The sequence below is a fragment of the Amycolatopsis solani genome (genome assembly GCF_033441515.1).
Taxonomy (GTDB): Bacteria; Actinomycetota; Actinomycetes; order Mycobacteriales; family Pseudonocardiaceae; genus Amycolatopsis; species Amycolatopsis solani.
The window spans coordinates 2,441,522-2,466,919 of record NZ_JAWQJT010000001.1 but is presented as its reverse complement, the minus strand read 5'-3'; the positions used below and the strand labels follow the sequence as shown (position 1 = coordinate 2,466,919).

Genomic DNA, 25,398 nt, shown 5'->3' with positions numbered 1-25,398 from the left:
CGATCACGGCTGGTCACGCAGCAGTTCCACCACCTCCGCGACCCGGGTCAGCTGCACGTCGAAGACCTTCGGGTCGGTGCTCGCGATGCGCAGCAGGAAGTGCTCCGCGCCTTCGTACTCCCGCAGCCGCGAAGCGACCTCCGCGGCGCTCCCGCACACCTGCAGCTGGATCCCCTGCACGAAGTCGGCGGGCATCCCGTAGTTGCGGTGGCAGTACTCCTCCAGCAGTGCCCGCCCGCGGCCGGGATCGTCCTCGATCAGGACCGTCGCGAACAGGGCCGGGGTCACCGGCCGCGTCGCCCGCGCGCGGATCCGGGCCAGGCCGGACCCGTAGTCCGCGGGGTCCGGCGGGTACGGCAGCCAGCCGTCGTAAAGCCGTCCGATCCGCTCCAGCGCCCCCGGCGTGTACGCGGCCAGCCACACCGGCGGGCCGCCGTCCCGCGCGGGCAGGGGGAACGCGGGCAGCGAGTCGTGGTGCAGCACCTCGCCGTGGAACGACTTCTCACCGCGCCACGCCGCCCGCCACAGGCCCACGATGTCGTCCAGGCGGGCCCGCCGCCGCTCCCACGGGACGCCCGCGAACGCGAACTCCGGCTCGCTGCGCCCGGCGAACCCGGCGCCGACCGCCACCGTGAGCCTGCCTTCGCTGAGCAGGTCGAGGGAAAGCAGCTGGTTCGCCGTCAGGATCGGGTTCCGCAACGCCGGGAGCAGCGCGGCCGTCCCCAGCGTCACCCGCGAGGTCCGGGCAGCGAAGGCGGCGAGCACGGTCAACGCGTCGAGGGGTGCCCGCGCGAGGGTGTCGCCGACCCACACCGAGTCGAGGCCGAGGCGTTCCGCTTCGACGGCGACGCCGACCAGCTCGGGCGCGGTCCGCCCGGCGTCGAGGATGGGCTGGTAGGTCGGCACGACCAGGCCGTATTTCGTCATGGCCGAAGCGTCGCGAAAACGGGGTATGCCCTCAATTCCCCACGGGGAATGGCGCGGCCGAGCAGGATGGGCGCGTGAACTTCGGAACGGCGCTCAAGGACTGGCGCACGCGACGGCACCTCAGCCAGCTCGACCTGGCGTTGCGGGCCGGGACCACGCAGCGGCACGTGAGTTTCATGGAGAGCGGGCGCTCACTCCCCGGCCGCGGCATGGTGCTGCGCGTCGCCGAGTCCCTCGAACTGCCGCTGCGAGAGCGCAACGGCCTGCTGCACGCCGCGGGTTTCGCGCCGTCGTACCCCGAGACGCGGCTCGACGACCCGGCGATCCGGCCGGTGCTCGACGGGCTGCGGCGGCTGCTCGACGGCCATCGCCCCTACCCCGCGCTCGTCGTCGACCGCTACGGCGTGCTCGTCGCGAAGAACGACGCCTTCTCGCTGCTCACCGAGGGCGTCGCGCCGGAACTGCTCGAAGAACCGGTGGACACGCTGCGGCTCGCACTGCACCCGCGCGGGATGGCGCCGCGCGTGCGCAACCTCGACGACTGGGCGCGGCACATCCTCGAACGCCTCCGCAACGACCTGGCCCGCCTCCCGGACGAGCGGCTGGCCGCCCAGCTCGCCGAGCTGGAGGGCTACCTGCCGCCGGCGGCCGCGCCGGGGCCGGAGCACCTCGGGTTCGCGGTGCCGGTCCGGCTGGCCAGCTCGGCCGGCGAGCTGCGGCTGATCACGGCGATCACCACGTTCGCGACGGCGGCGGACGTCACGGTGTCGGAGCTGAAGCTGGAGACGTTCCTGCCCGCGGACGCCGAAACCGCGCAGCGGCTTCAGAGCACCAGCGCCGTCGTGTGACCCACCAGCAGTTCCGCGCCCGCCCACAGCACCGCCGCCATGACGCTCCCCGCCGCGAACCGGCGGTACGGCATGGCCGCCGAGCCCGCGACCCGCGGCACCAGCGTCCGCAGCCCCACCAGGCAGCGGCCCGCGACCACCGCGGGCGCGTCAAGCAGCGGCCGTAGCAGGCTTTCCACGCCGGGCCCTCCCCGCCGTGACCGGGAGCGCCGCGCGGTAGACGAACGCGGGCGGCAGGTTGCCCCAGACCACCGGAGTGCGCTCCACGACTGCGAAGCGGTGCACGCGGTGGTGTTCGCCTACGAGTCCGGACTGGTGCGGCCGGGTACCTGGCCCGTCCCCCATGAGGAAGTGCGCGTGCCGACGCCGGAGGGCGAGACGTTCGTGCTGGTGTCCGGCCGGGGAGCGCGCCGCCACTGGTGCTCCTGCACGGCTCAGGGAGCAACTCGGCGGAGTGGGCCGGGCGGCTGCCCGCGCTGATCGGAACGTTCCGGGTGTACGCCGTCGACGTCATCGGCGAGCCGGGAATGAGCGCCGAGACGCGGCCGCCGCTCGACGGCGACCGGTACGCGGCGTGGCTGGACGCGGTGCTCGATCACTTCGCGGTGGACCGGGCGGCGTTCCTGGCGTCGTCGTTCGGCGGCTGGCTCGCCCTCGACCACGCGACCCGCCGGCCCGCGCGCGTCGCGGCGCTCGCCCTGCAGTGCCCGGTCGGGCTGGGCCCGATGAAGAAGGCGTTCGTCGTCAAATCGGTGCTACTGGCCCTGCTGGGTGAGAAGGGGCGGCGGAAGGCGATGGCGGACACGCTGGGCGAGCCGGCGTCGTCGCCGATCGTCGAGCACCAGCTGCTCGTGTCGGCGAACTACCGGTACCGCACCGGCCCGTTCCCGGTCTTCGGCGACGCGGCACTGGGCCGGCTGACCATGCCGGTGTACGCGGTCGTCGGGGCGGACGACGCCATGGTCGACTCCGCGACGACGAAGCGGCGGCTCGAGGCGTTCGGCGCCGAGGTCGACCTGCTCCCGGGCACCGGGCACTACCTCCCGGACGCGGGCGCCCTGGAGTTCCTGACGCGCGCGGTGGCGAACGGCGATTTCACCGGTTGATGGCAGGATGAGTCCTATGCGGCGTGTGCTGGGTCTCATCGGTGTGGTGTCCGTGCTGGTCGCGGGCTGTTCGGGGGCGGCGAGCGAGCCGGTCCAGAGCGTCGCGCCCGCGACGACACCGGCGGCCGCGAGCGGGAAGTTCAAGGTCGAGACGGTGACGGCCGGGCTCGAGCACGGCTGGGACATCGGGTTCCTGCCCGACGGCGGCATCCTCGTCCCGCAGCGGCCCGGCAAGCTCGCGCTGGTCCGCGACGGGAAGGCGGCCGAGGTCCGCGCCGACTTCTCCGACGTCCTGGTCAAGGGCGAAGGCGGGCTGCTCGGCATGGTCGTCAGCCCGGACTTCGCCACCAGCCGCGAGTTCATCACGTGCCAGGACCACCAGGAAGGCGGCAAGGCCGTCGACATCCGGCTGGTCACCTGGAAGCTGGCCGAGGACGGCGCGAGCGCGACCAAGGTGAAGGACCTGCTGACCGGCCTGCCGGTCAACCCCAGCGGCCGCCACTCCGGCTGCCGCCCGACGTTCGCCCCGGACGGCGCTCTGCTGGTCGGTACCGGCGACACCGCCCGCGCCCCGATCTCCCAGGACCGCCACTCCCTCGGTGGCAAGGTCCTGCGGCTGGACGCGAAGACCGGGAACCCGTTGCCGGACAACCCGTTCATCACGTCGTCCGACCCGCGCGAGCGGCTGATCTACACCTACGGCCACCGCAACGTCCAGGGCGTGGCGATCCGCCCGGGCAGCGGCCAGGTGATCACCGCCGAGCACGGCCCGACGTTCGACGACGAGGTCAACCTCCTCGAACCGGGCGCCAACTACGGCTGGGACCCCTCGAAGGGCGGCACGGACTCGAGCTACGACGAGAGCGTCCCGATGACCGACCTCAAGCGCTTCCCGGACGCGGTCAGTCCACTGTGGACCTCCGGCAAGATCACCGAGGCCATCAGCGGCGACGCCTTCCTGACCGGCACCCAATGGGGCCCGAACGACGGCGCGCTGGTCGTGGTGGCGCTGAAGGGCCAGAAGCTCCTGCTGTACCACTTGGACCCGGCGGGCAAGGTCCTGGACGTCACGCTGCCTCCCGAGTTCGACGACAAGTTCGGCCGCCTCCGAGCCGCCCGCACCGGCCCGGACGGCGCCCTGTACGTGACGACTTCGGACGGCAGTGACGACAAGCTGTTGAAGGTCACCCCCGCCTGACCCGTGAAAAAAACACACCGAGCCGGTGCCCGGAACACTTCCGCCCGGCCGCTGGATCGCGGAACATAGTTCGTACCAAGAGTTTTCGCCCGCCCCTACGCGTGTTGGACGCGGTCCGAAGATAGCGTTCCCGCGGCAGCACCGCGCCGGTCCCCGGGCGCCATCGCCGACCTGGCGATCGGGGACCGGCCTCCAGCCACCGCGCCCCGGCCTGGGGCCCGACGAGCCGCTAGTTGCCCAGGTGGGCCCCGCCGTTGACGTGCACCACCTGGCCGGTGACGTGCCCGGCGGCGGGGCTCGCCAGGAACGCCACCACCGCGGCCACGTCTTCCGGCGTGCCCGGTCGCTTGTTCATCGTGTTGCCGACCAGCCACTCGCGACGGCGGTCGCTGAGCTGCCCGTGGAAGAACTCGGTGTCGCCGATCAGTCCGGGCGCGACGACGTTCGCGGTGATCCCGCGCGAGCCGAACTCCCTGGCCACGCTCACGTTCCAGCCCTCGACCGCGGCCTTCGCGGCGCCGTACGACCCGGCGCCGGTGTGGGCGGCGATCGAGCCGATCGTCACGATCCGGGCGCCGTCGGCGAAGCGCTCGCGCAGCGCGTGCGTCACCAGTGCGGCACTGACCACATTGGACCGGAGGTTGCGCTCGAACGCGGCCGCGAAGCCGGCGAGCCCGTCCCCCTCCGCGTCGAGGAAGTCCGTGTTGCCGCCGGCGTTGTTGACGAGCACGTCGACGCGGTCCGGCAACTCCGCCAGTGCGGCTTCGACGGCCGCGGGATCGGCGGCGTCGAACACGACGGGCCGCGCGCCCAGCAGCGTCGCGGCCTCGGTCAGCACCTGCTCACGGCGGCCGGTGATCGTGACGCGCTCGCCGGCGAACGCGGCCGCGACCGCGTAGCCGATGCCCGTGCCGCCGCCGGTCACCACGACTTCCCTGGTTGTCCCCATGCCCCGACCCTAGTGCCTAGGATCGGGGCATGACCGAGATCGATCCCGCCACGGCCGCGCTCGTGCTCGTCGACCTGCAGGAGCGGATCGTGGCCTTGCCGACCACGCCGTACCGCGGCGAAGACGTCGTCGCGAACGCCCTGCGCCTGCGGGACGCCTTCCGCGACGCCGGCGCGCCGGTCGTGATCGTGAAGGTGTCGCGGCCGGACAACCCGCCAGGCAACGAACTGGTCTTCGACGCGATGACAGCGCTTTCCGAGATCTCGCACGAGAACGCGATCACGAAGATCTTCCCGCGGCTCGGCACGGTCATGACGACGGACGAGGTGTTGGCGTGATCGACAAGGTCGCCTGGGTGCACGTCGTGGACGGCCGGGTACTGGCCGCGCGTTCGCGGGGCAAGGACAAGTTCTACCTCCCCGGCGGCAAGCGTGAGCCGGGCGAAACCGACGCCGAGACGCTGGTCCGCGAGATCCGCGAAGAACTCGACGTCGAGCTCACGCCGGATTCGATCGCCCCGGCGGGGGTGTTCGAAGGCCAGGCGCACGGCAAAGCGGAGGGCACCCTGGTCCGGACGGCGGCCTACACGGCGGAGTACCGGGGAGCGCTCAAGGCCAGCAGCGAGATCGAGGAGATCGCCTGGCTCGCCCACGAGGACCGGCCGCGGGTTTCCCTGGTCGCCCAGCTGGTCTTCGACCACCTCCACGAGACCGGCGAGCTGCGGTGATCGACAAGATCGCCTGGCTGCACCCGGTGGACGGCCGGATCCTCAGCACGCGCTCGCGGGGCAAGGACGTGTTCTACCTCCCCGGCGGCAAGCGCGAGCCGGGCGAAACCGACGCCGAGACGCTGGTCCGCGAGATCCGCGAAGAACTCGACGTGGCGATCACGCCGGAGTCGATCGCGCCGGCGGGGGTGTTCGAAGCGGAAGCGCACGGCCACGCGGGCACCCCGGTCCGGATGACCTGCTACACGGCCGAATACCGGGGAACGCTCAGGGCCAGCAGCGAGATCGAGGAAGTCGTCTGGCTTACCTACGGCGACCGCGGCCGGGTCTCGGCGGTGGACCAGATCATCTTCGACCACCTCCGCGAGATCGGGCAGCTCGGCTAACCCAGCCGCAGCTTCGGCTTGTGCTCCAAGTGGGACAGCCCGTTCCACGCCAGGTTCACCAGGTGGGCCGCGACCTCGTCGCGCTTCGGCTTGCGCGCGTCCAGCCACCACTGGCCGGTCAGCGCCACCATCCCCACCAGCGCCTGTGCGTACAGCGCCGCCAGTTTCTCGTCGTAGCCGCGGGCCGCGAACTGCTGGGCCAGGATGTGCTCGACCTGGCTCGCGATGTCGTTCAGCACCGTCGAAAACGTGCCCGTCGAACTCGCCACCGGCGAGTCCCGTACCAGAATGCGGAAACCGTCGTGGGAATCCTCGACGTACGACAGCAACGCCGTCGCCGCCTGTTCGAGCATCACGCGGGGGTGGCCGCCGTGCAGCGTGGAGACCATGCGCTCCAGCAGGAGCTGGGTTTCGCGGTCGACGACCACCGCGTAGATGCCCTCTTTGCCGCCGAAGTGCTCGTACACCACCGGTTTCGACACGTTGGCGCGGTGCGCGATCTCCTCGATCGACGTGCCGTCGAAACCCTTTTCGGCGAACAGCGCCCGAGCCACGTTCAGCAACTGCTGACGCCGCTCGCTGCCGGTCATCCGGACGCGCGTCACCGGGGCGACCGGACGCGCCCCGGTGACCTGCTCACGTTTGGACCGCCGTCTCCCCGCCACCGTCGCAGCCTAGTTGACTAGCTCTTTTCCGTCGCGATACGGGCCAGGCGCTGCGGGGTCGGCCAGCGGACGTCGTGCACCCAGCCGAACTTCTCGAAGATCCAGATCAGCCGCGCGGAGATGTCGATCTGGCCGCGCTTGACGCCGTGGCGCGCGGACGTCGGGTCGGCGTGGTGCAGGTTGTGCCACGACTCGCCGAAGCTGAAGATGGCCAGCGGCCAGAAATTCGCCGACTTGTCGCGGGCGGCGAACGGGCGCTCGCCGATCATGTGGCAGATCGAGTTGACCGACCAGGTCACGTGGTGCAGCACGCAGATGCGCACCAGGCCCGCCCAGAAGAACGCCGTCACGGCGCCCCAGAGCGACCAGGAGATGAGCCCGCCCAGCAACGCGGGCAGCGCCAGGCTGACGATCGACCAGAGCCAGAACAGGTCGTCGACCTTCTTGATCGCCGGGTCCTTGACCAGGTCCGGGGCGAAGCGCTCGGCGTTGGTCTGGTCGCGCTCGAACAGCCAGCCCATGTGCGCGTGCCAGAAGCCCTTGGCGATGGCCCACGGCGAGGTGCCGAACGCCCACGGCGAGTGCGGGTCGCCGTCGCGGTCGGAGAACGCGTGGTGGCGGCGGTGGTCGGCGACCCAGGTGATCACCGGGCCCTGCAGGGCGATGCTGCCCGCGATGGCCATGAGCACGCGCAGCCACGGCTTGGCCTTGAACGAGCCGTGCGTGAAGTAGCGGTGGTAGGACACCGTGATGCCGAGCCCGCTGATCGCGTAGAAGACGACGAAGATGGCGACGTCGACCCAGCTCAGTCCCCAGCCCCAAGCGAACGGAACGGCCACCAGCAGGGCCACCAGCGGCGCGATCACGCCGAAGTAGACCGACAGCTGCACGCCGATGCCGCGCGTGCCTTCGGTGACGGGTTTGGGCCCCTTGGGCGCCGGAGGCTCCCCGGTGGGCTGAGAGCGGTCGAGCGTGGCCGTCATACGCTTCACTTCTTCCTACGCGGGCGACCCTTCGACGTAGGGTGCCCTAACCTACGATGCCGTAAGTTACGGTACAGGAGGTTCGGGTGCATGGGGAGTGCCCGAAGCCACACACCGGTTGTTCGAAGTGGAGTACCCGGCGGACGGGCCGCTAACGCATCCCCCGCGCGGACGACACCCGATCGTCGCTATCCTGACCAGGTTCGATCCGCCGTAGTGTAATCGGCAGCACTTCAGATTTTGGTTCTGACAGTTCAGGTTCGAATCCTGGCGGCGGAGCAGCAGAAGGACCCGAACCCACGACACCGGGAGGTTGGCGCTGACCGACGAGGCGACCGACCCGGGAGCGGCCAGGCGGCCCGCGCTGGCCGAGATGTCCGACGCCTGGCTGGTGGGGCGCGCGCGGGAGCTGATCGCCGCGGTCCAACGGCAGGAGTACACCCAGCAGCTCCAGATCGTCGAACTGATGGACGAGCTGCTCGACGAGACCCAGCGCCGCGGCGAGCCGACCATGGTCGCGCAGCTGCTGCGCGCCTCCGCCATCGCGCGGCTGATCACCAGGGGCCTGGCCGCCGAGGCCGAGCCGCGGCTCGACGAGATGCTCGCGCACACCCGGCGGCACGGCCTGGCGCTGCTGCGGGCCGACGCGCACGCGCTGCGCGGGCGCCGGCTGGTCATCGCCGCGCAGGAGGACCCCGCGCTCACCGAGATCGCCCGCGCGCTGGCGATCCTCGACGACTCCGCGATCCCGAACCGGCAGGTCGGCATCCGCCAGTGGAACCGCATGCTGTGGTCGACGCTGAACGACTGCTGGATCGTGCTGAACCAGCTCGGCGTCTACGAAGCCGCCGAAGAGGTCATCGGCCGCGCCGCGAGCGCGATCCGCGAGAGCGCGAGCCCGCACGAGATCACGCTGCAGCTGATGAACCGCGTCAAGATGCTGCTCGGCTGGGGCCTGCGCCTGGAGCGCATCGACGAGTACGACGAGAGCGCCGAGAAGTTCCGCACGGCCGCGTCGATGGCGGTCGCCGCGGAGGGCCCGTTCACCGAGTCGCTGTTCCCGCGGAAGGCGAACGTCTCGGCCGTCGACCAGGTCGGCGTCCTGGCCGCCGCGCAGGCGCTGCACAGCCCGAGCACCGACCAGATCGACCGGCTCCGGCAGCTGCACGAAGGCACCGGCTACCCGGGCGAGCGCGAGATCGTCGCGATCGCGCTGGCCCGCTGCCTGGACAAGGGCGGCCGCCGCGAGGAGGCCCTCGAAGTGCTGCGCTCGGCCCGCGACCTGTTGCGGGAGGACAGTTCGCAGCCGTCGATGCGGCTCAACATCGTCCGCGAGCTGGCCCGCCTCGACACCAGCCCGGACTACGCGTCCGGGGCGAGCCAGTCGCTGATCGACTACGCGACCCGGCTCGAGACCGAGATGTGGAGCCTGCGCGAGTCGCAGATCGCCACCCTGAACGCCCGTCGCGAGCACGAACGGCTGTCCGCCGAGCACGGCGCCATCACCCAGCAGGCACTGCAGGACCCACTCACCGGCCTGCCGAACCGGCGCGCGCTGGACGAGAAGCTGCGCCAGCTCGCCTCGTCGGCCGACGCGCAGCCGCTCGCCGTCGCGCTGGTCGACCTCGACGGCTTCAAGGGGGTCAACGACAAGCAGTCGCACGCCGAAGGCGACAACGTGCTGCGTGTCGTCGCGAGCACGCTGCGCGACGCCCTGCGCGGGGACGACCTGGTGGCGCGCTACGGCGGCGACGAGTTCATCGTGCTGCTGCCGGGCACGCCGGCCTCCGCGGCGAAGATGGCGCTCGGCCGCGCCGTGAAGTCCGTCGCAGGCCTGCCGCACCACCTCTCACACGGCGTCACGCTGTCGATCGGGCTCGTTTCGCTGCGCCCGCAGGAGCGCGGCGAGCAGGTCCTCGCGCGCGCGGACGCGGCCATGTACCAGGCGAAACGCGGCGGCGGCAACCAGGTGGCGTCGGCGAACTCGATGGCCGCCGACCCGGCGGCCGCGTGGGCGAACGAGGCCCCTCCGACCGACCCCGCGTGGGACGCCGAAGAGCACAGTTAGGATCGTGTCCCGACAGAAGCCATTCATTGGTAACCGTTGGGAGCGCCGTTGACCGGCCCGCTGAGCACGTTGATCCTGGCCGCGGGTGAAGGCACCCGCATGCGTTCTTCGACGCCCAAGGTGCTGCACCCGATCGCCGGGCGGCCCCTCGTCGAACACGCCGTCCGCGCCGCCGCCGGCCTGTCCCCCGAGCACCTCGTCGTCGTGGTCGGCCACGGCCGCGAAGCCGTCGGGGAGCACCTGGCGCGGGTCGGGCAAGCCCTCGAGCGCGAGGTCGGCACCGCGGTGCAGGACCAGCAGAAGGGCACCGGCCACGCCGTGTCCTGCGCGCTCGCGACCCTGCCCGCCGACCTGACGGGCACCGTCCTCGTCAGCTACGGCGACGTCCCGCTGCTGGACACCGGCACCCTGCGCGCCCTGCTCGAGGAGCACACCGAGGCGAAGAACGCGGTCACCGTGCTCACCGCCGTGGTCGCCGACCCGACCGGCTACGGCCGCATGGTGCGCGACGCGGCGGGCAAGATCACCGGGATCGTCGAGCACAAGGACGCCACCCCGGAGCAGGCGGAGATCACCGAGATCAACTCGGGCGTCTACGCCTTCGACGCCGCCGTGCTGCGCGACGGCCTCTCGCGCCTCTCGACCGACAACGCACAGGGCGAGCTCTACCTCACCGACGTCCTGGGCATCGCGAACGGCGACGGGCTGCACGTCGGCGCGCTGGTCGTCGACGACCCGTGGCTGACCGAGGGCGTCAACGACCGCGTCCAGCTGTCGGTGCTCGGCGCCGAGCTGAACCGCCGGATCGTGCGGCGCTGGCAGCGCGAAGGCGTCACCGTCGTCGACCCGGCCTCGACCTGGATCGACGCCGGCGTGACCCTCTCGCGCGACGTCGTCATCGAGCCCGGCGTGCAGCTGAAGGGCACCACGTCGGTCGGCGAGGGCACGACGGTCGGGCCGGACAGCACGCTGACGAACATGACCATCGGCGCCCGCGCCTCCGTGGTGCGCGTGCACGGCTCCGACTCCGAGCTGGGCGACGGCGTCAACGTCGGCCCCTTCACGTACCTGCGGCCGGGCACGAAGCTCGGCGAGAAGGGCAAGCTCGGCGCGTTCGTCGAGACGAAGTCCGCCGACATCGGGGCCGGCACGAAGGTGCCGCACCTGACCTACGTCGGCGACGCCACGATCGGCGAGCACAGCAACATCGGCTGCTCCAGCGTGTTCGTGAACTACGACGGCGTGAACAAGCACCGCACCGTTATCGGGTCGTATGTCCGGTTGGGCGCGGACAACACGTTCGTCGCTCCGGTGCAGGTCGGTGACGGCGCTTACAGTGGTGCGGGTGCCGTGATCCGCGAAGACGTCCCGCCGGGCACACTCGCGGTGTCGGCGCCGCCGCAGCGCAACATCGAAGGCTGGGCGATCCGGCGCCGGCCGGGTACACCCGCGGCGGAAGCGGCTCAGGCCGCTCTCGACGCCGAGACAGCAGCAGGAACCGACGGGGAGTCACCAGCATGAGTCCGAAGCAAGGCACGCCGAAGAAGAACCTGATGCTCTTCTCCGGACGCGCGCACCAGGAGCTCGCCGAAGAGGTCGCCGAGCACCTCAACGTGACGATCACCCCGCAGACGGCGCACACGTTCGCCAACGGCGAGCTGTTCGTCCGGTTCGAGGAATCCGTCCGCGGCACCGACGCCTTCGTCATCCAGGCGCACACCACGCCCATCAACGAGTACGTGATGGAGCAGCTGATCATGGTGGACGCGCTCAAGCGGGCGAGCGCGAAGCGGATCACCGTCGTGATGCCGTTCTACCCGTACGCGCGCCAGGACAAGAAGCACAAGGGCCGCGAGCCGATCTCGGCGCGGCTGATCGCGGACCTGTTCAAGACCGCGGGCGCCGACCGGATCATGACGGTCGACCTGCACACCGCGCAGATCCAGGGCTTCTTCGACGGCCCGGTCGACCACCTGATGGCGCAGACCGTGCTGGCCGACCACATCAAGAAGACCTACGGCGACGCCGACATCACGGTCGTCTCCCCGGACTCGGGCCGCGTGCGGCTGGCCGAGAAGTGGGCGCAGACGCTGGGCGACCGCCCGATCGCGTTCATCCACAAGACGCGCGACCCGGACAAGCCGAACCAGGCCGTCGCCAACCGCGTGGTCGGCAAGGTCGAGGGCAAGCTCTGCGTCCTGATCGACGACATGATCGACACCGGCGGCACGATCGTGAAGGCCACCGAGGCCCTGATCGACGAGGGCGCGGCCGACGTCGTCATCGCGACCACCCACGGCATCCTCTCCGACCCGGCGACCGAGCGGCTTTCGCAGTGCAAGGCGCGCGAGGTCATCGTGACGAACTCGCTGCCGATCCCGGCGGAGAAGCGGTTCCCGGGCCTGACGGTCCTGTCGATCGCCCCGATGCTGGCGGAGGCCATTCAGCAGGTCTTCGAAGACGGCTCGGTGACTTCCCTCTTCGACGGCAACGCCTGACGCTTTCCGCCGGGCGCGAACTCCGCGCCCGGCGGGGGCTCCCAGGGCTAGCGTCGCCGGCATGGGGAACTTCAAGTTCGGCGTCAGCCTCCGCGAAATCGGCAGCCGGGACGCCTGGATCGCCAAGTGCCGCCGGGCCGAAGAGCTCGGCTACGACGTCATCACCGTGCCCGACCACCTCGGTACCGGCCGCTTCGCGCCGTTCCCGGTGCTCGCCATGGCCGCCGCCGTCACCGAACGGCCGCGGCTCGGCACCCTCGTCTCCAACGTGCCCTTCTACAACCTCGCGCTCTTCGCGCGTGAAGCCTCTTCGACGGCCGCGTTGCTCGACGGGCGGCTCGACCTCGGGCTCGGCGCCGGGCACATGAAAGCCGAGTTCGACGCCGCCGGTCTCCCCTGGCAGCAGGCGTCGGAGCGCATCGGCTACCTCGGCGAAAGCATCGGCTACCTGCGCAAGCACTTCGACGACGAGGGCATCGCCCAGCCCCGGCTGCTGCTCGCGGGCAACAGCGACGGCGTCCTCGACCTCGCCGCCCGGCACGCCGACGTCGTCGGGTTCGCCGGGCTCCGGCAGCAGCCCGGCAAGCCGCCGGGCACCTTCAAGCTCGACAACGCCGAGGCGATGGACGAGCGCGTCGCGTTCTTCCGGGCCAGGGCGGCGCGCGAAGTCGAGTACAACATGCTCGTCCAGCACGTCGAGGTCACCGACGACCGGCGGAAAGCCGCCGAGGCGTGGCACGAGAAGACCGAGCGCAGCGCCGTGGCCGACGCCGGCGAGCTCCTCGACGCGCCGCAGCTCCTGCTGGGCACGGTCGAGGAGATCGCCGGGCAGCTGGTGGCGCGGCGCGAACGCTACGGCTTCTCGTACACCACCGTGTTCGAGCCGTTCCTCGAAACCTTCGCGCCGGTGATCCGCGAACTTCAGTAAGCGACCGTGAAGCGCGCGCGGCTGTGCTTCGGCTGCTCGATCTCGTCGACGTACGCGATCGCGTAGTCGTCGCCGCCGATGACGGACTTGCCGTTCTCGTCGGTCAGCAGGATGTCGCCGCCGATGCGGAACTTCTCCGTGCGCTCGCCCGGGATCCAGGCGCCGAACTCGGCGGCGGGGCTGACGTAGAACCAGTCGAGGTCTTCGGGCTGCTCGCGCAGCAGGTACAGCACCTCGGCGTGGTTGCCGGCTTCTTCCTTGTACTCGTCCGGGAACTCCGGGGTGTCGAACAGGCGCGGGCCGCCCTCGGCGACGAGCAGGCTCGACGCCCCGCCCACGAACGACAGCCGGACGCCGTTCTCGCGCGCGACGCGGACCAGCCCGGGCACGGCGTCGATCAGCTTCTTGCCGTCGATCGCGCGGGCCGGCGTCGCGACCACGATCACGTCGGCGTCCTTCGCGACCTGCGCGACGAACTCCTCGTCGTGCAGCGAACCCTGCCGCTCGTCGACGCCGTCGGGCACCGAACCCGCGTTGCGCGCGACGCCCACGACCTCGTGCCCGCGGCGCAGCGCCTCGGCGCTGATCTTGCCGCCCGCGTAGCCCGTCGCCCCGAAAACCACCAGCTTGGCCATTGGATCTCCTCGTTCGTTTCGGCCTTTCGAGGCCGATCGTAGGAACGGAAGATCACCTACTTCAACGGGAGCAACGCACCCCCGGGTAGGTGTCCAGGTCAGCCGCCCAGGCCGGCGAACTCCGCGGCGACCTTCTGCTTCACGGCGTTCGCGTCGAGCGCCGCGCGGACCTCCGCGGTCGCGTTCGGCTTCGACAGGACCTGGTAGCTGGCCGTCTTGTTGGGCAGCTTGAACTTGACCGTGCAGGACATCTTGACCGTCGCGTACGGCTCGGCGTCGGCCGCGGCCGTGCACGTCTGCGCGCCGAGTGAATCGGCGCTCACCTCGACCGAGAGGTTGATGTGCACGACGCTCTTCTCGCCCGACGCCGGCGAGCCGACCACGCTGGTGGAGACGTCGACCGTCGTCGTGCAGGAGCCGACGAAGTCCTTGCAGTCGAGCTTGTCGTTGGTGACCACGGCGCTGGCCTGGACCAGGCCCTCGAACGGCGAGCCGAGCGCGCCGACGGCGGCGTCGAGGTCGGTGTGGAACGCCTTCAGCGCGTCCCCGGTGAGTCCGGCGACCTGGAACTCGGCGCCGTACTTCGGGCCGGCCTGCGGGTCGAGCAGCACCGGCGCGAAGCTGACGACGCGGTTCGGCTTGGCCGCGGTGACGCGCAGGACGCTCGGCGCGGCGCCGAGCTGGTAGACCTCGGTGCCGTCCGCGAGCTTCGCCTTGACCGGCTCGCCCAGCCGGTCCAGGCCGGGCAGCGCCTTGCGCAGGCCGTCGGCGAGCGCAGCCGGGGCGAACCGGGCCGCCGGGTCCAGCGGCAGCTCGGAGCCGAGCGAACGCACCCAGCTCGTGCCGAACTGCGTGCCCTCGTCGATCGCGTGCGCCTTCCAGTACTCGGCGTCGGCCTGGAGGTAGAACTGGCCGCCGACGGCCACGACCTGGACGACCCCGCCTTCGAGCGGCAGGCCGCCGGCGGCCGTGCCGCCGCGGGTGATCCGGAACTGCTGCTCGGTGCCCTTGACCGTGGCCTTGAGCGCGACCGCGGGTGCCTGGCCCAGCGCGGTCAGCGCGGCGTCGACCGCGGTGCGCTGCTCGGCCCGCCGCTCCGCCGTCTGCCGGTCGGCCGCGGAGACACCGGCGGTACCGGGGACCGCCACCTGGCAGCCCGCGAGCAGTCCGCCCAGCAGCAGCACCGCCGCCGCCACGCCCCGTCGAGCCCGCATTGCCGCCCCCTGCTGTCCGCTGTGCCCGAGTGCACCTGAATCCGGTTGAGTCCCGCCACCGGACTTGTGTCGTCACGCACCGGGGTCCAGGAGGGTTCTAGCCTGGTCCAGGCCCCCACCGCAACCCACCGTGATGAGGTTGGTTTACACTCTTCAAGTTGTCTCGGCGAGGCGGGGCCCTACCTGGGTGCCCGGCGTGATCGACGCGGCGGCTCGAGTAGCCCCGGCTGTCGTGCACGCCTGAAACTCGCCGCCGCAACCGCCTGAACAGAACAACGCAAGCATCCCCGCCGCAGCATGCTGTCTCCCGCACCATGTTCGTGATTTGAAGGAGTGCCACACCGTGTCCGAGGTACGTCTGTCCGTCGAGCCGCGCACCGAGTTCGGCAAGGGCGCCGCGCGTCGCACGCGTCGCGCCGGCAAGATCCCCGCCGTCCTGTACGGCCACGGCTCGGACCCGCGGCACTTCGCGCTGCCGGCCATCGAGTTCGCCCGCGTCGTCCGCGAGAACGGCTCCAACGCCGTCATCACCCTCGCGCTCGAGGGCTCCGACGAGCTCGCGCTGACGAAGACCATCGTCGTGCACCCGCTCAAGAACTACATCGAGCACGTCGACCTGCTGGTCGTGAAGCGCGGCGAGAAGATCGTCGTCGACGTCCCCGTCGTCGTCACCGGCAACCCCGGCCCCGGCGGCCTGGTCAACCAGGACGTCGACACCCTGCAGGTCGAGGTCGAGGCGCTGCACATCCCCGAGCAGTTCGAGGTCTCGATCGAGGGCCTCGAGATCGGCTCCCAGGTCCTCGCGGGCCAGGTCGAGCTGCCCTCGGGCGCGACCCTGGTCACCGACCCGGAGGCGCTCGTCGTGGCCGTCAACGAGCCGCAGCGTGAAGAGTCCGACGACGAGGCCGCCGAAGCGGGCGACGAGTCGGCCGAAGCCGCCGAATAATAGAATCACCGCGTGACCGAAGACCTGCCCGGGGCCGGCGAGCTGATTCTGCTCGCCGGCCTTGGCAATCCCGGACCCCAGTACGCCGGAAACCGCCACAATGTCGGTTTCATGGTGCTGGACGAGCTCGCCGCCCGCATCGGCGGCAAGTTCAAGACGCACAAGACCGGCGGCGAAGTCCTCGAGGGCCGGCTGGCCGGCCGCCGCGTCGTGCTGGTGAAGCCGCGAACGTACATGAACCTCTCCGGCGGGCCGGTGGTCGGCGCGGCGCGGTTCTACAAGGTGCCGCCGTCCGGCGTGGTCGTGGTGCACGACGAGCTGGACGTCGATTTCGGGGCGCTGAAACTGAAGTTCGGCGGCGGCGACAACGGCCACAATGGACTCCGCTCGATCACGAAGTCCCTCGGTACCCGCGACTACTACCGCGTGCGCTTCGGCATCGGCCGCCCGCCCGGACGGCAGGACCCGGCGGACTTCGTGCTGAAGGACTTCGGAACGGTCGAGCGCAAGGAGCTCCCGTTCGAGGTCGACCGGGCCGCGGACGCGACCGAGGCACTCGTCGGCACCGGCCTGGCGGCCGCGCAAAACGCCTTCCACGCGGGCTGACGTGGGTGGGATGGTGAACCCATGACCCCTGACGAAGTCCGGGCGATCGCTTTCGGCAAACCCCGCTTCGGCCGTCGCGGCTACAACGAGGACGAGGTCGACGCGTTCCTCGACCTGATCGCCGAGGCGCTGTCCGGCCGCAACATCCTGACCGCGGACGACATCCACTACGTCGAGTTCACGATCATGCCGGTCGGCATGCGCAGCTACGACCAGGCCCAGGTCGACTTGTTCCTGGACGAGGCCGAGGCGGCGCTGGTGGAGCTGCGCAACCCGCGGCCGGTGGTCGAGGAGCCGCGTCCGCAGGGCCCGCGGAAGTGGTTCGGCCGCTCCTGACGATGTGAGACCGGCCACACAGCGCTGCGTAGTCCCGGCTCACTCACAGGCGGACGACGACCGCCCGTCGGGGTGAGCTTCGAGGTCCACCCCTTCCGGGGGAGCCCGTCCGCGGGCTAGGACGGTGTACGGCAGTTCGCACCGCCCATCCCCGGAATCGGAGAGTTGCATGTCGTTCACCGCCGAAGACCTCGCCGAGGTCACCTTCGGTAACGCCCCGATCGGCCGCCGTGGCTACGCGAAGCACGAGGTCGACGAGTTCGTCCGGCGGATCGCCAAGACGTTCGCCGAGGAGGACGACCTGACCGCCGCCGAAGTGCACCACGTGATGTTCTCGAAGCCGCTGATCGGCAAGCGCGGCTACGACGAACGCGAAGTCGACCAGTTCCTCGACGCGGTGGAGGACCAGCTGGCCACGTCCACGGGTCACGCCCCGGACCTCCCGGGCGCCCGCACCCCCACGGAGGCGACGACCGAGCGCGCGACCCCGCCCACCCTGCGCGCCGAACGCCTCCAACAGCGCTGAGTGGAACTTTCCCTATGAAAGTGCCGCCTCCCGGGAGCCTGGGGGTGGAACTTTCATAGGGAAAGTTCCGTTTTAGGCGTCGGCGTTCTTCTTGATCTTGTCCGCGAACTGGGCCGCCGTCGCGGCTCGCTTGACCTTGCCCGATGGGGTCTTCGGCAGGCTGCCGGCCGGGAGCACCACCACCGCGTACGGGCGCATGTCGACCGCGTCGCGGACCCGGGCCGAGACCTGCTTCATCAGGTCCTTCTCCGCCTCGGCGTCGCCCGCCAGCTTCGACTCCACGACCACCGCGAACCGCTCGCGACGGCTGCCCGCGTCCAGGCGGACCGCGACCGCGTTGCCGGCCCGCACGCCCTCGACCGAGGTGGCCGCGCGCTCGATGTCCGTCGGGTACAGGTTGCGGCCGCCCATGATGATGACGTCCTTGCGGCGGCCGCAGATGACGATCTGGCCGTCGACCAGGTAGCCGAGGTCGCCGGTGTTGAGCCAGCCGTCCTCGTCCTGGGTGGCGAGCGGGCCGTCCATCGTCAGGTAGCCGGGCGTGACGGCCTCGCCGCGCAGCCGGATCTCGCCGACTTCGCGCTCGCCGACGCGCTCGCCGGCCTCGTCGACGATCTCCGCCTCGAGCCCGTCCAGCGGACGGCCGAGCAGCGCGAACGACCGGACTTCGTCGGTGCCGCGCCGCGGGTCGCCCTCGGGGACCGGCACCGCGCGGTTGCCCGCCTCGAGCGCGTCCGCTTCGACGACGTCGAGGGTCAGCCCGGTGAACAGCGGCGCGAAGGAGACGGCCAGGGTCGCCTCGGCCATGCCGTAGGCCGGGAAGACGCACTCGGCGGGCATCTTGAACCGGGCGCCGGCCTCGACGAACGTCTGGACGGCGGTCTCGTCGATCGGCTCGGCGCCGTTGAGGGCGATGCGCAGCTTCGAGAGGTCGAACTCGGTGTCGTCGTCGACGCGGGCCATCCGGCGCCCGACGATCGCGTAGGCGAAGTTCGGCGCCGCCGTCGTCGTGCCGTGGTACTTGGTGATCAGCCGGGGCCAGATCAACGGGCCCGAAAGGAACTCGACCGGCGTGATCTTGACCAGCTCGACGCCGAAGGTCATCGGCACGGTCAGGAAGCCGACCATGCCCATGTCGTGGAAGGTCGGCAGCCAGGACACCATCACGTCGACGTCGAAGTCGAACTCCGCGCGGTCGACCATGGCCTTGACGTTGGAGTACAGGTTGCCGTAGGTGATCCGCACGGCCTTCGGGTCGGCGGTGGAGCCACTGGTCAGCTGCAGCAGCGCGGTTTCGCCTTCGTCGGTGACGACGACGTCTTCCAGCGGCTCGGCGCCGGTCAGGTCGCTGATCAGCCGGTAGCCGATGCCCTTCTCGGCCAGCACGGGCGCGAGCTGGTCGAAGGGCTCGCCCAGCAGCACCAGGTTCGACCCGATCATCCCGAGCACCCGCACGGTGTCTTCGGCCCACTCGGCGAGATCGGTGCGCGGAGTCGGCTGGTGCAGCATGGTGACGCTGCCCCCGGCCAGCCACACGGCCTGCACGGTCGGCGCGATCAGCACCGGCGCCGCGGCCAGCACCGCGACGGCGTCCCCGCGTTCGAACCCGCCGGCGACCAGTCCGCCGGCGATCCGCCGAGCCTCCTGGTGCACTTCGGCCCACGTCCGCCGGACCGGCTCCACCGGCTCACCCGTGACCATGCCCCGCTGCTGTCCCCGCCCCGTCGCGGTGGCGACCAGCGTGTCCACGAACCTGCTCATGGCCGGAACATTACTGTCTCGGCGTCAACGCCCGCCCGCCAACGCGGAAACCAGGCCCCGCAGCCAGCTGTCGACTTGGCGCTGCCCCCGCAGCCGGACGACGACGAGGCCGGGGTGCCGGTCCTCGTCGATCACCCGGCGGACCCGGGCCCGCAGGATCGGGTGGTAGCGCCACGCGAGCCGGACGATGTGGTCGCGGTCGGTGAAGAAGGTGTGCAGCGGCCCTTCGACGTTGCCGCCGGCGATCTTCGAACCGCGCCCGACGCGCCGTTTCAGCGTACGGACGACGACGCGGGCCATGGTCAGGGCACGCGGGTGGTCGAGCCACGTCGGCCTGCCACGTCTCCCGCACGGTCCAGCCGGGCGCGTGGAAGAAGGATTCGAACTCGACGTAGGGCACGCCGAGGCATTCGCACAGCGTGCGCGCGAGGGTCGACTTGCCCGAGCCCGCCGGGCCCGCGACCGCGAGCCGCCGGAGCGGGCGCGTGCCGAGGGGGTCGTCCGGGCCGAGCAGCGTCGTCATTCGAGCAGCTCGGACGTCTCCAGCCAGCGGGCCTCGATGTCCTCGATCTCGCCCTGCACGCCCTTCAGCTCGGCGTTGAGCTCCATCAGCTTCGCCGGATCCGTCGCCGCCGCCAGGAGGGCCGCGTGGAGCTTCTCCTCCTTCGCGTGCAGCTGGTCGAGCTTGCGCTCCAGCCGGCCGAGTTCCTTCTGGGCCGCGCGCAGGTCCGCCGCGGACTTCTTCGCCTCGGCCTTCGCCGCCGTGGGGGCCGCCGCGGGTGCCGGTTCCTTGTCGAGGGCCCGGCGGTTCAAGTACTCCTCGATGCCGCCCGGGAGGTGGGTGATGCGGCCGTCGCCGAAGAGGGCGACGATCGTGTCGCAGACGCGTTCCACCAGGTAGCGGTCGTGCGAGACCACGACCATCGTGCCCGGCCAGCCGTCGAGGAGGTCCTCCAGCTGCTGCAGCGTGTCGATGTCCAGGTCGTTCGTCGGCTCGTCGAGCAGCAGGACGTTCGGCTCGGCCATCAGCAGGCGGCACAGCTGCAGCCGGCGCCGCTCGCCGCCGGACAGGTCGCCGACCGGGGTCCACTGGCGGGCCTGGGGGAAGCCGAGCTTCTCGCCGAGCTGGGACGCCGTCATCTCCTGCTTGCCGAACACCACGCGGCCGGCCACCTGCTCGATCGCCTGCAGCACGCGCAGGTCGCCGGGCAGGTCGTCGAGCTCCTGGCGCAGGTGCGCGAGCGCGACCGTCTTGCCCTCGACCCGGCGGCCGGTCGACGCCTCGACGTCGCCGCCGAGCAGCTTCAGCAGCGACGTCTTGCCCGAGCCGTTCACCCCGACCAGGCCGATCCGGTCGCCGGGGCCGATCCGCCAGGTGACGTGGTCGAGCAGCGTCCGCTCGCCCACCGCGTACGTCGTGTCTTCCAGTTCCAGCACCGTTTTGCCGAGGCGCCGCTTGGCGAACGCCTGCAGTTCCACGGAATCGCGCGGCGGCGGGACGTCCGCGATCAGCGCCTCGGCGGCTTCGATGCGGTAGCGCGGCTTCGACGAGCGCGCCTGCGGGCCGCGGCGCAGCCACGCGAGCTCCTTGCGGGCCAGGTTCTGCCGCTTCTCCTCGGCCGTCGCCGCGAGGCGCGCGCGCTCGGCGCGCGCGAAGATCCAGTCGGCGTAACCGCCTTCGTACTGCTCGACGCGGCCGTTCGCGACCTCCCACGTCAGGGTCGCGACGGTGTCGAGGAACCACCGGTCGTGCGTGACGACCACGACCGCGATCCGCCGCGCGAGCAGGTGGTCGGCGAGCCACCGGACACCTTCGACGTCCAGGTGGTTGGTCGGCTCGTCGAGCACGACGAGGTCGAGTTCCCCGGTCAGCGCGGCGGCCAGCGAAACCCGGCGCCGCTCGCCGCCGGAGAGGTTCGCGGTCGGCTTGTCCAGCCCGATCGCGGTGATCCCCAGACCGTCCACAATGGACCGGACGCGCGCGTCGGCGGCCCACTCGTGCTCGGCGCCGTAGCGTTCGAGGACGACGTCGCCGACCGTGCTGCCGTCCGGCAGCTCCGTGCGCTGGGTGACGACCGCCATCCGCAGCCCGCCGACGTGGCTCACCCGCCCGGAATCCGGCTCGGCGAGTCCGGAAAGGACTTCCAGCAGCGTGGTCTTGCCCCCGCCGTTGAGCCCGACGACGCCGATGCGCTGCCCGGCCGCGACCCCGAGCGACACGCCGTCCAGGAGCGGGCGAATCCCGTAGGACTTGCTCACCGACTCCAGGTTGACCAGGTTGGCCATCCGCTCAGCCGATCCTCTCTACGATCGAAAACCGCGTCGCCACGACCTGCGTCGTGTCGTCCACGGCGAATTCCGGATCCCCCATGGCGGCGCGCATTTCGGCGCTCTGCCAGAACTTCACGTGTTCGGCACGCCACTCGGCGACGCTCGTGAAGCCTTCGCCCTCGCCGATCGCGTGCTGGAGGTCCACTTCGGACAGGGGGAGCACGCGCACCTCGGCGGTCTCGATGACGGCGACCCCGGCGCGGGCCGAGTCGAGCACCAGCTCACGCTCGCCAACGGTGGGCAACGCTTCGCCCTCCCGCTCGTATTCCACGAGCAAGGCGGAAGTGGTCGTCTTCGAGCCGTCCAGGATCGCCGCGACCAGCTTGTCGCGCAGCGGGCCGGGGAACGCGAATTCCGCGTGCTTCACGCGTGCACCCGCGGCGGCGTCGGCCGGCTCGCGTCGTCGCCGCCGACCACTCGGGCGCCCGGGACCGGGCCGTGGGCCACGCGGACCGTGCGGCAGACGCCCGCGCCGGAGAGCTCCGCGGCGACCTCCACCGCCGACTGCGCGTCTTCGCAGAGGAACGCGCAGGTCGGGCCGGAACCGGAGACCGTGCCCGCGAGCGCGCCCGCGTTGACGCCGGCCCGGAGCGTGCGGCGCAGGTCCGGGCGCAGCGAGACCGCCGCCGCCTGGAGGTCGTTGCCCAGCAGGAGGGCGAGCTGGCGCGGGTCGCCCGAGGCCAGCGCCTCGACGACCGGGGTGTGCGCCCCGATCCGCGGCGGGTTGCCCGCCGCGCGCAGCCGGTCCAGCTCCTTGAACACCTTGGGCGTCGACAGTCCTTCGGCGTCGAACGCCAGCACCCAGTGGAACGTGTGCCGCGAGAGCACCGGCACCAGGTGCTCGCCGCGCCCGGTGCCCAGCGCGGTGCCGCCGTAGAGCGCGAACGGGACGTCGCTGCCCAGGCCGGCGGCGATGCCGGCCAGCTCGTCGCGCGTGACGTCGAGGTTCCAGAGCGACGCGAGCCCGACCAGGGTCGCCGCCGCGTCGGCGCTGCCGCCCGCCATGCCGCCGGCGACCGGGATGCCCTTGCGCAGCACCACCCGGACCTTCGGCTCGCCATTGCGCCCGACGTGCGAGGAAAGCGCTTCGACCGCCCGCCAAGCCAGGTTTTCCGGGCCGGTCGGGACGGTGCCTTCGCCCTCGCCGTAGACCTCGATGCCGGGTTCGTCGGTGGCCGCGACGGTCACTTCGTCGGTCAGCGACAGCGCCTGGAACACGGTCACCAGCTCGTGGTAACCGTCTTCGCGCAGGTCGTCGACCGAAAGGTGCAAGTTGACCTTGGCCGGGACCCGGACGGTGATTGGGGGCGGAACTACGGCGAGCACCCGCCCAGCCTACGTGTCCACGTTCCGCAGAAAGCCGTGAAGGCCTCCTTACCGGCTCTTATGGCCGGTAAGGAGGCCTTCACGGCTTTGGGGGTCAGGCGGCGACGACGGCCTGGGGGCCGCGGGCGGTCTGGGTGACGTGGCCGCCGCGCTCGGCGACCCACGCCAGCGCCGCGTCGGCGCGCTCGCCGCGGACGCCGAGGCGGAAGCGGCCGACCGGGGTGTCGCCGATCCGGGTCAGGCCGCCGCCGATGGTGGCGAACTCGACGTCGAAGCGGCCCGCGGCCTCGGGCAGCAGCGCGCCCACCGACGCGAAGCCGACCAGCACCACGTCGACCGAGCGGTCGTACCGGCCGTTCTGCGAGCGCGGGGTCTCGATCGACGGCAGCAGCGCCTGCGCGGTGCGGCTGCCCGGGGTCGAGATCAGGTCGAGCACGGTGCCGCGCTCGACGACGGTGCCGTCCTCCAGCACCGCGACGTCGTCGCAGAGCCGCCGGACGACGCCGGCGTCCGGCGTGGTGACGACGACCGTGACGCCCAGCTCGGAACGGGCGCGGTCGAGCACGGTCAGCACCGAACCGGCCTCCTCCGGGTCGACGCCGGCGGTCGGGTCGTCGGCGAGCAGCACGGCCGGCGCGGCGGCCAGCGCCTTCGCGACCGCGACGCGGCGGAGCTGGCCCGCGGTGAGCTCACCGGGACGCTGCGCGGCGCGCGGCGTCAGGCCGACAAGGTCGAGCAGCGAGCCGACCCGGCTGCGGCGCTGCGGGCCGTCGACGCCGAGCTGCTCCAGCGGGGAAGCGATGTTGCCGGCGATGGTGCGCTCGGCGATCAGTTCCGGCTTCGACGAGACGACGCCGAGCTGACGGCGGATTTCGCGGAGCCGGCGGCCGTCGAGCGTGCCGGTGTTGAGGCCGTCGAGCCGGACGACTCCGCGGTCGGGGCGCTCCTGCAGCGCGATGCAACGGGCCAGGACGGACTTGCCCGAACCGGCCGGGCCGACGACGCCGAACAGCGAGCCGGCTTGGACGTCGACGCTCACGTCGCGCAGGGCGACGACCGAATTTCCGTTGGTGGCAAAGGATTTGGACAGGTTTTCGACGGTGATCACGACAGCTCCAGAAAAACAGGGCGCAGCGCACGAGGGCGCGCCCGGCCGCAAGCGAGTGTCCGTCCGCAATGGACGGTGCGCGAAGAAGGGTGGAACGGCTCAGACGAAGCTCAGCGCGAGCGTCGACATGCGGAGACGGAGCGGCGGCCTTCGTCGACGACGCGACGCCTGGTCAGCAGCAGGGGGCGAGCTACCCTCTTCATCGAAAACGGCCTCCATCGGTCCTGGCGGTAGCACCTGCCCTGTGGAGGGTGGTTGCTGCGACTTCGACGAGCCAGGTCTCTCGGTCGCTCGGGATGGACGTACTGAGTTAAGCCGATCCCACGGAGCGAAAGCAAGCCCGTTGGCCCACATCACACGACTGGAGGTGTCGCCGTCACGGTCCGACGGGAAAAAGGTGCGTTTTTCACCGCATCCACTGTGGTCTTTTCAGCGGCCGGCCTGCGCGCGGGCCGCGATCCGGGCGAAGTCGTGCACGTCGAGCTGCTCGCCCCGGGTCTTCGGGTCGATCCCGGCCGCCGTCAAGAGCTCACCGGCCCGCTCGGCCGAGCCCGCCCAGCCCGCGAGAGCGGCGCGAAGCGTTTTCCTGCGTTGTGAGAAAGCGGCGTCAACCAGGGAGAAGAGACCGTCCCGATCCGCGGACGCCGTCTCGTCGGCGCGTTCGAACGCGACGAGCGCGGAATCCACGTTGGGCACCGGCCAGAACACCGACCGTGGTACCGCGGCGACTTTCCGTGCCGGGCCGTACCAAGCGAGCTTGACGCTCGGGACGCCGTAGATCCGGCTGCCCGGCCCGGCCGCCATCCGGTCGGCGACCTCGGTCTGCACCATGACGAGCCCGGAGCGCAAGGACGGCACCTCGGCGAGCAGGTGCAGCACGACCGGCACGGCGACGTTGTAGGGCAGGTTGGCGACGAGGGCGGTCGGCCCGCCCGGCAGGTCGCCGTTCGCGACCCGCAGCGCGTCGGCGCCGACGACGGTCAGCCGGTCCGCGGCTTCGGCCGCCCGCTCGGCCACGGTCTCGGGCAGCCGCGCGGCGAGCTTGGGATCGATCTCGACGGCGACGACCCGCGCCCCGGTGGCGAGCAGGCCCAGCGTCAGCGACCCGAGCCCCGGCCCGACCTCCAGCACGACGTCGTCCGGCCCGACGCGGGCGAGCTCGACGATCCGGCGGACGGTGTTGGGATCGTGCACGAAGTTCTGCCCGAGCTTCTTGGTCGGCCGCACGTCCAGCTCGGCCGCCAGCCCGCGGATTTCGGCAGGTCCCAACAGATCAACCACCGGTGGAGCTTACCGATGCCGCTCCGCGTACACACGAAACGGCCC

28 protein-coding genes, 1 tRNA gene and 1 riboswitch are annotated in these 25,398 nt (G+C 71.3%); of the genes, 15 read left to right on the top strand and 14 right to left on the bottom strand.

Annotated features, from left to right (window positions below):
* Window positions 1-3 precede the first annotated feature (3 nt).
* Entirely contained in the window at window positions 4-927 is a 924-nt protein-coding gene (locus SD460_RS12270; RefSeq protein WP_290054153.1) for an LLM class flavin-dependent oxidoreductase, read from the bottom strand.
* Window positions 928-1,001: 74 nt separating this feature from the next.
* On the opposite strand from SD460_RS12270, the gene SD460_RS12265 reads away from it, so the two are divergent.
* The gene (locus SD460_RS12265; RefSeq protein WP_290054155.1) at window positions 1,002-1,775 is read left to right on the top strand and encodes a helix-turn-helix transcriptional regulator; all 774 of its coding nucleotides are present in this window, start codon (window positions 1,002-1,004) and stop codon (window positions 1,773-1,775) included.
* On the opposite strand, the gene SD460_RS12260 is transcribed toward SD460_RS12265, so the two are convergent.
* Window positions 1,751-1,954 carry a hypothetical protein gene (locus SD460_RS12260; RefSeq protein WP_438860588.1) on the bottom strand — a complete coding sequence of 68 codons (204 nt, stop codon included), beginning with the start codon at window positions 1,952-1,954 and terminating at the stop codon, window positions 1,751-1,753. The two genes, SD460_RS12265 and SD460_RS12260, sit on opposite strands and share 25 nt — an antisense overlap.
* 240 nt (window positions 1,955-2,194) lie before the next feature.
* On the opposite strand from SD460_RS12260, the gene SD460_RS12255 reads away from it, so the two are divergent.
* Both SD460_RS12255 and SD460_RS12250 read left to right on the top strand, forming a co-directional pair.
* The gene (locus tag SD460_RS12255; protein ID WP_290054157.1) at window positions 2,195-2,881 is read left to right on the top strand and encodes an alpha/beta fold hydrolase; all 687 of its coding nucleotides are present in this window, start codon (window positions 2,195-2,197) and stop codon (window positions 2,879-2,881) included.
* Between the two features lie 16 nt (window positions 2,882-2,897).
* Complete coding sequence (locus tag SD460_RS12250) at window positions 2,898-4,079, top strand: PQQ-dependent sugar dehydrogenase (RefSeq protein ID WP_318306168.1); 1,182 nt, start codon at window positions 2,898-2,900, stop codon at window positions 4,077-4,079.
* A gap of 229 nt (window positions 4,080-4,308) precedes the next feature.
* On the opposite strand, the gene SD460_RS12245 is transcribed toward SD460_RS12250, so the two are convergent.
* Window positions 4,309-5,028, bottom strand: coding sequence for an SDR family NAD(P)-dependent oxidoreductase (locus SD460_RS12245; RefSeq protein ID WP_290054160.1), 720 nt, complete (start codon window positions 5,026-5,028; stop codon window positions 4,309-4,311).
* Between the two features lie 29 nt (window positions 5,029-5,057).
* Between SD460_RS12245 and SD460_RS12240 the strand changes: the two genes are divergently transcribed.
* The 3 genes from SD460_RS12240 to SD460_RS12230 are packed head-to-tail and all read left to right on the top strand — an operon-like array spanning window position 5,058 to window position 6,141.
* A complete protein-coding gene (locus SD460_RS12240; RefSeq protein ID WP_290054162.1) occupies window positions 5,058-5,366 on the top strand; it encodes an isochorismatase family protein in 309 nt (102 codons plus the stop codon).
* Entirely contained in the window at window positions 5,363-5,755 is a 393-nt protein-coding gene (locus tag SD460_RS12235; RefSeq protein ID WP_318306167.1) for an NUDIX hydrolase, read from the top strand. Before SD460_RS12240 ends, SD460_RS12235 begins: the two co-directional genes overlap by 4 nt.
* Entirely contained in the window at window positions 5,752-6,141 is a 390-nt protein-coding gene (locus SD460_RS12230) for an NUDIX hydrolase (protein WP_290054166.1), read from the top strand. The genes SD460_RS12235 and SD460_RS12230 overlap by 4 nt, the downstream gene beginning before the upstream one ends.
* Here SD460_RS12230 and SD460_RS12225 read toward each other — a convergent pair.
* Together SD460_RS12225 and SD460_RS12220 are read right to left on the bottom strand one after the other, a co-directional pair.
* Window positions 6,138-6,731 carry a TetR/AcrR family transcriptional regulator gene (locus tag SD460_RS12225; protein WP_155544196.1) on the bottom strand — a complete coding sequence of 198 codons (594 nt, stop codon included), beginning with the start codon at window positions 6,729-6,731 and terminating at the stop codon, window positions 6,138-6,140. The two genes, SD460_RS12230 and SD460_RS12225, sit on opposite strands and share 4 nt — an antisense overlap.
* A gap of 92 nt (window positions 6,732-6,823) precedes the next feature.
* The gene (locus SD460_RS12220; RefSeq protein ID WP_290054168.1) at window positions 6,824-7,789 is read right to left on the bottom strand and encodes an acyl-CoA desaturase; all 966 of its coding nucleotides are present in this window, start codon (window positions 7,787-7,789) and stop codon (window positions 6,824-6,826) included.
* A 207-nt stretch (window positions 7,790-7,996) separates the two neighbouring features.
* Between SD460_RS12220 and SD460_RS12215 the strand changes: the two genes are divergently transcribed.
* The 5 genes from SD460_RS12215 (at window position 7,997) to SD460_RS12195 (ending at window position 13,283) form a co-directional block, all read left to right on the top strand.
* Window positions 7,997-8,068 (top strand) — tRNA-Gln (locus SD460_RS12215).
* A 34-nt stretch (window positions 8,069-8,102) separates the two neighbouring features.
* A complete protein-coding gene (locus SD460_RS12210; RefSeq protein WP_290054170.1) occupies window positions 8,103-9,857 on the top strand; it encodes a GGDEF domain-containing protein in 1,755 nt (584 codons plus the stop codon).
* Window positions 9,858-9,905: 48 nt separating this feature from the next.
* Window positions 9,906-11,378 carry a bifunctional UDP-N-acetylglucosamine diphosphorylase/glucosamine-1-phosphate N-acetyltransferase GlmU gene (gene glmU / locus SD460_RS12205; protein ID WP_290054172.1) on the top strand — a complete coding sequence of 491 codons (1,473 nt, stop codon included), beginning with the start codon at window positions 9,906-9,908 and terminating at the stop codon, window positions 11,376-11,378.
* Complete coding sequence (locus tag SD460_RS12200; protein ID WP_290054174.1) at window positions 11,375-12,355, top strand: ribose-phosphate diphosphokinase; 981 nt, start codon at window positions 11,375-11,377, stop codon at window positions 12,353-12,355. The genes glmU and SD460_RS12200 overlap by 4 nt, the downstream gene beginning before the upstream one ends.
* A 61-nt stretch (window positions 12,356-12,416) precedes the next feature.
* The gene (locus SD460_RS12195) at window positions 12,417-13,283 is read left to right on the top strand and encodes a TIGR03621 family F420-dependent LLM class oxidoreductase (protein ID WP_290054176.1); all 867 of its coding nucleotides are present in this window, start codon (window positions 12,417-12,419) and stop codon (window positions 13,281-13,283) included.
* Here SD460_RS12195 and SD460_RS12190 read toward each other — a convergent pair.
* Together SD460_RS12190 and SD460_RS12185 are read right to left on the bottom strand one after the other, a co-directional pair.
* Window positions 13,277-13,918, bottom strand: a complete 642-nt coding sequence (locus SD460_RS12190; protein WP_290054177.1) for an NAD(P)-dependent oxidoreductase — start codon at window positions 13,916-13,918, stop codon at window positions 13,277-13,279. The genes SD460_RS12195 and SD460_RS12190 overlap by 7 nt on opposite strands.
* Window positions 13,919-14,016: 98 nt before the next feature.
* Window positions 14,017-15,132 carry a hypothetical protein gene (locus SD460_RS12185; RefSeq protein WP_318306166.1) on the bottom strand — a complete coding sequence of 372 codons (1,116 nt, stop codon included), beginning with the start codon at window positions 15,130-15,132 and terminating at the stop codon, window positions 14,017-14,019.
* A gap of 343 nt (window positions 15,133-15,475) precedes the next feature.
* Here SD460_RS12185 and SD460_RS12180 point away from each other — a divergent pair, with 343 nt between their 5' ends.
* The 4 genes from SD460_RS12180 to SD460_RS12165 all read left to right on the top strand — a co-directional run bounded on the left by SD460_RS12180 (window position 15,476) and on the right by SD460_RS12165 (window position 17,546).
* Window positions 15,476-16,078 (top strand): 50S ribosomal protein L25/general stress protein Ctc, encoded by a 603-nt coding sequence (locus SD460_RS12180; protein ID WP_290054181.1) that lies wholly within the window; start codon window positions 15,476-15,478, stop codon window positions 16,076-16,078.
* 12 nt (window positions 16,079-16,090) lie between these two features.
* Window positions 16,091-16,684, top strand: a complete 594-nt coding sequence (gene pth / locus SD460_RS12175; RefSeq protein ID WP_290054183.1) for an aminoacyl-tRNA hydrolase — start codon at window positions 16,091-16,093, stop codon at window positions 16,682-16,684.
* Window positions 16,685-16,705: 21 nt separating this feature from the next.
* Complete coding sequence (locus SD460_RS12170; protein ID WP_290054184.1) at window positions 16,706-17,020, top strand: DivIVA domain-containing protein; 315 nt, start codon at window positions 16,706-16,708, stop codon at window positions 17,018-17,020.
* Between the two features lie 169 nt (window positions 17,021-17,189).
* Window positions 17,190-17,546, top strand: coding sequence for a DivIVA domain-containing protein (locus SD460_RS12165; RefSeq protein ID WP_290054186.1), 357 nt, complete (start codon window positions 17,190-17,192; stop codon window positions 17,544-17,546).
* Between the two features lie 72 nt (window positions 17,547-17,618).
* On the opposite strand, the gene SD460_RS12160 is transcribed toward SD460_RS12165, so the two are convergent.
* The 7 genes from SD460_RS12160 to rsmA all read right to left on the bottom strand — a co-directional run bounded on the left by SD460_RS12160 (window position 17,619) and on the right by rsmA (window position 25,353).
* Window positions 17,619-19,307, bottom strand: coding sequence for a fatty acyl-AMP ligase (locus SD460_RS12160; protein ID WP_290054188.1), 1,689 nt, complete (start codon window positions 19,305-19,307; stop codon window positions 17,619-17,621).
* Window positions 19,308-19,331: 24 nt separating this feature from the next.
* Complete coding sequence (locus SD460_RS46965) at window positions 19,332-19,607, bottom strand: hypothetical protein (protein ID WP_290054190.1); 276 nt, start codon at window positions 19,605-19,607, stop codon at window positions 19,332-19,334.
* Between the two features lie 219 nt (window positions 19,608-19,826).
* Window positions 19,827-21,593, bottom strand: a complete 1,767-nt coding sequence (locus tag SD460_RS12150; protein WP_318306165.1) for an ABC-F family ATP-binding cassette domain-containing protein — start codon at window positions 21,591-21,593, stop codon at window positions 19,827-19,829.
* A gap of 4 nt (window positions 21,594-21,597) precedes the next feature.
* Window positions 21,598-22,005 carry an ASCH domain-containing protein gene (locus SD460_RS12145; RefSeq protein WP_290054194.1) on the bottom strand — a complete coding sequence of 136 codons (408 nt, stop codon included), beginning with the start codon at window positions 22,003-22,005 and terminating at the stop codon, window positions 21,598-21,600.
* Window positions 22,002-22,964, bottom strand: coding sequence for a 4-(cytidine 5'-diphospho)-2-C-methyl-D-erythritol kinase (locus SD460_RS12140; protein ID WP_318306164.1), 963 nt, complete (start codon window positions 22,962-22,964; stop codon window positions 22,002-22,004). Before SD460_RS12140 ends, SD460_RS12145 begins: the two co-directional genes overlap by 4 nt.
* Window positions 22,965-23,058: 94 nt before the next feature.
* Complete coding sequence (locus tag SD460_RS12135; protein ID WP_290054197.1) at window positions 23,059-24,072, bottom strand: methionine ABC transporter ATP-binding protein; 1,014 nt, start codon at window positions 24,070-24,072, stop codon at window positions 23,059-23,061.
* Window positions 24,073-24,284: 212 nt separating this feature from the next.
* A riboswitch (SAM riboswitch) is annotated at window positions 24,285-24,375 on the bottom strand.
* A 126-nt stretch (window positions 24,376-24,501) separates the two neighbouring features.
* Window positions 24,502-25,353: a 16S rRNA (adenine(1518)-N(6)/adenine(1519)-N(6))-dimethyltransferase RsmA gene (gene rsmA, locus SD460_RS12130; RefSeq protein ID WP_318306163.1), complete on the bottom strand. Its 852-nt coding sequence runs from the start codon at window positions 25,351-25,353 to the stop codon at window positions 24,502-24,504.
* Between the last annotated feature and the right edge of the window lie 45 nt (window positions 25,354-25,398).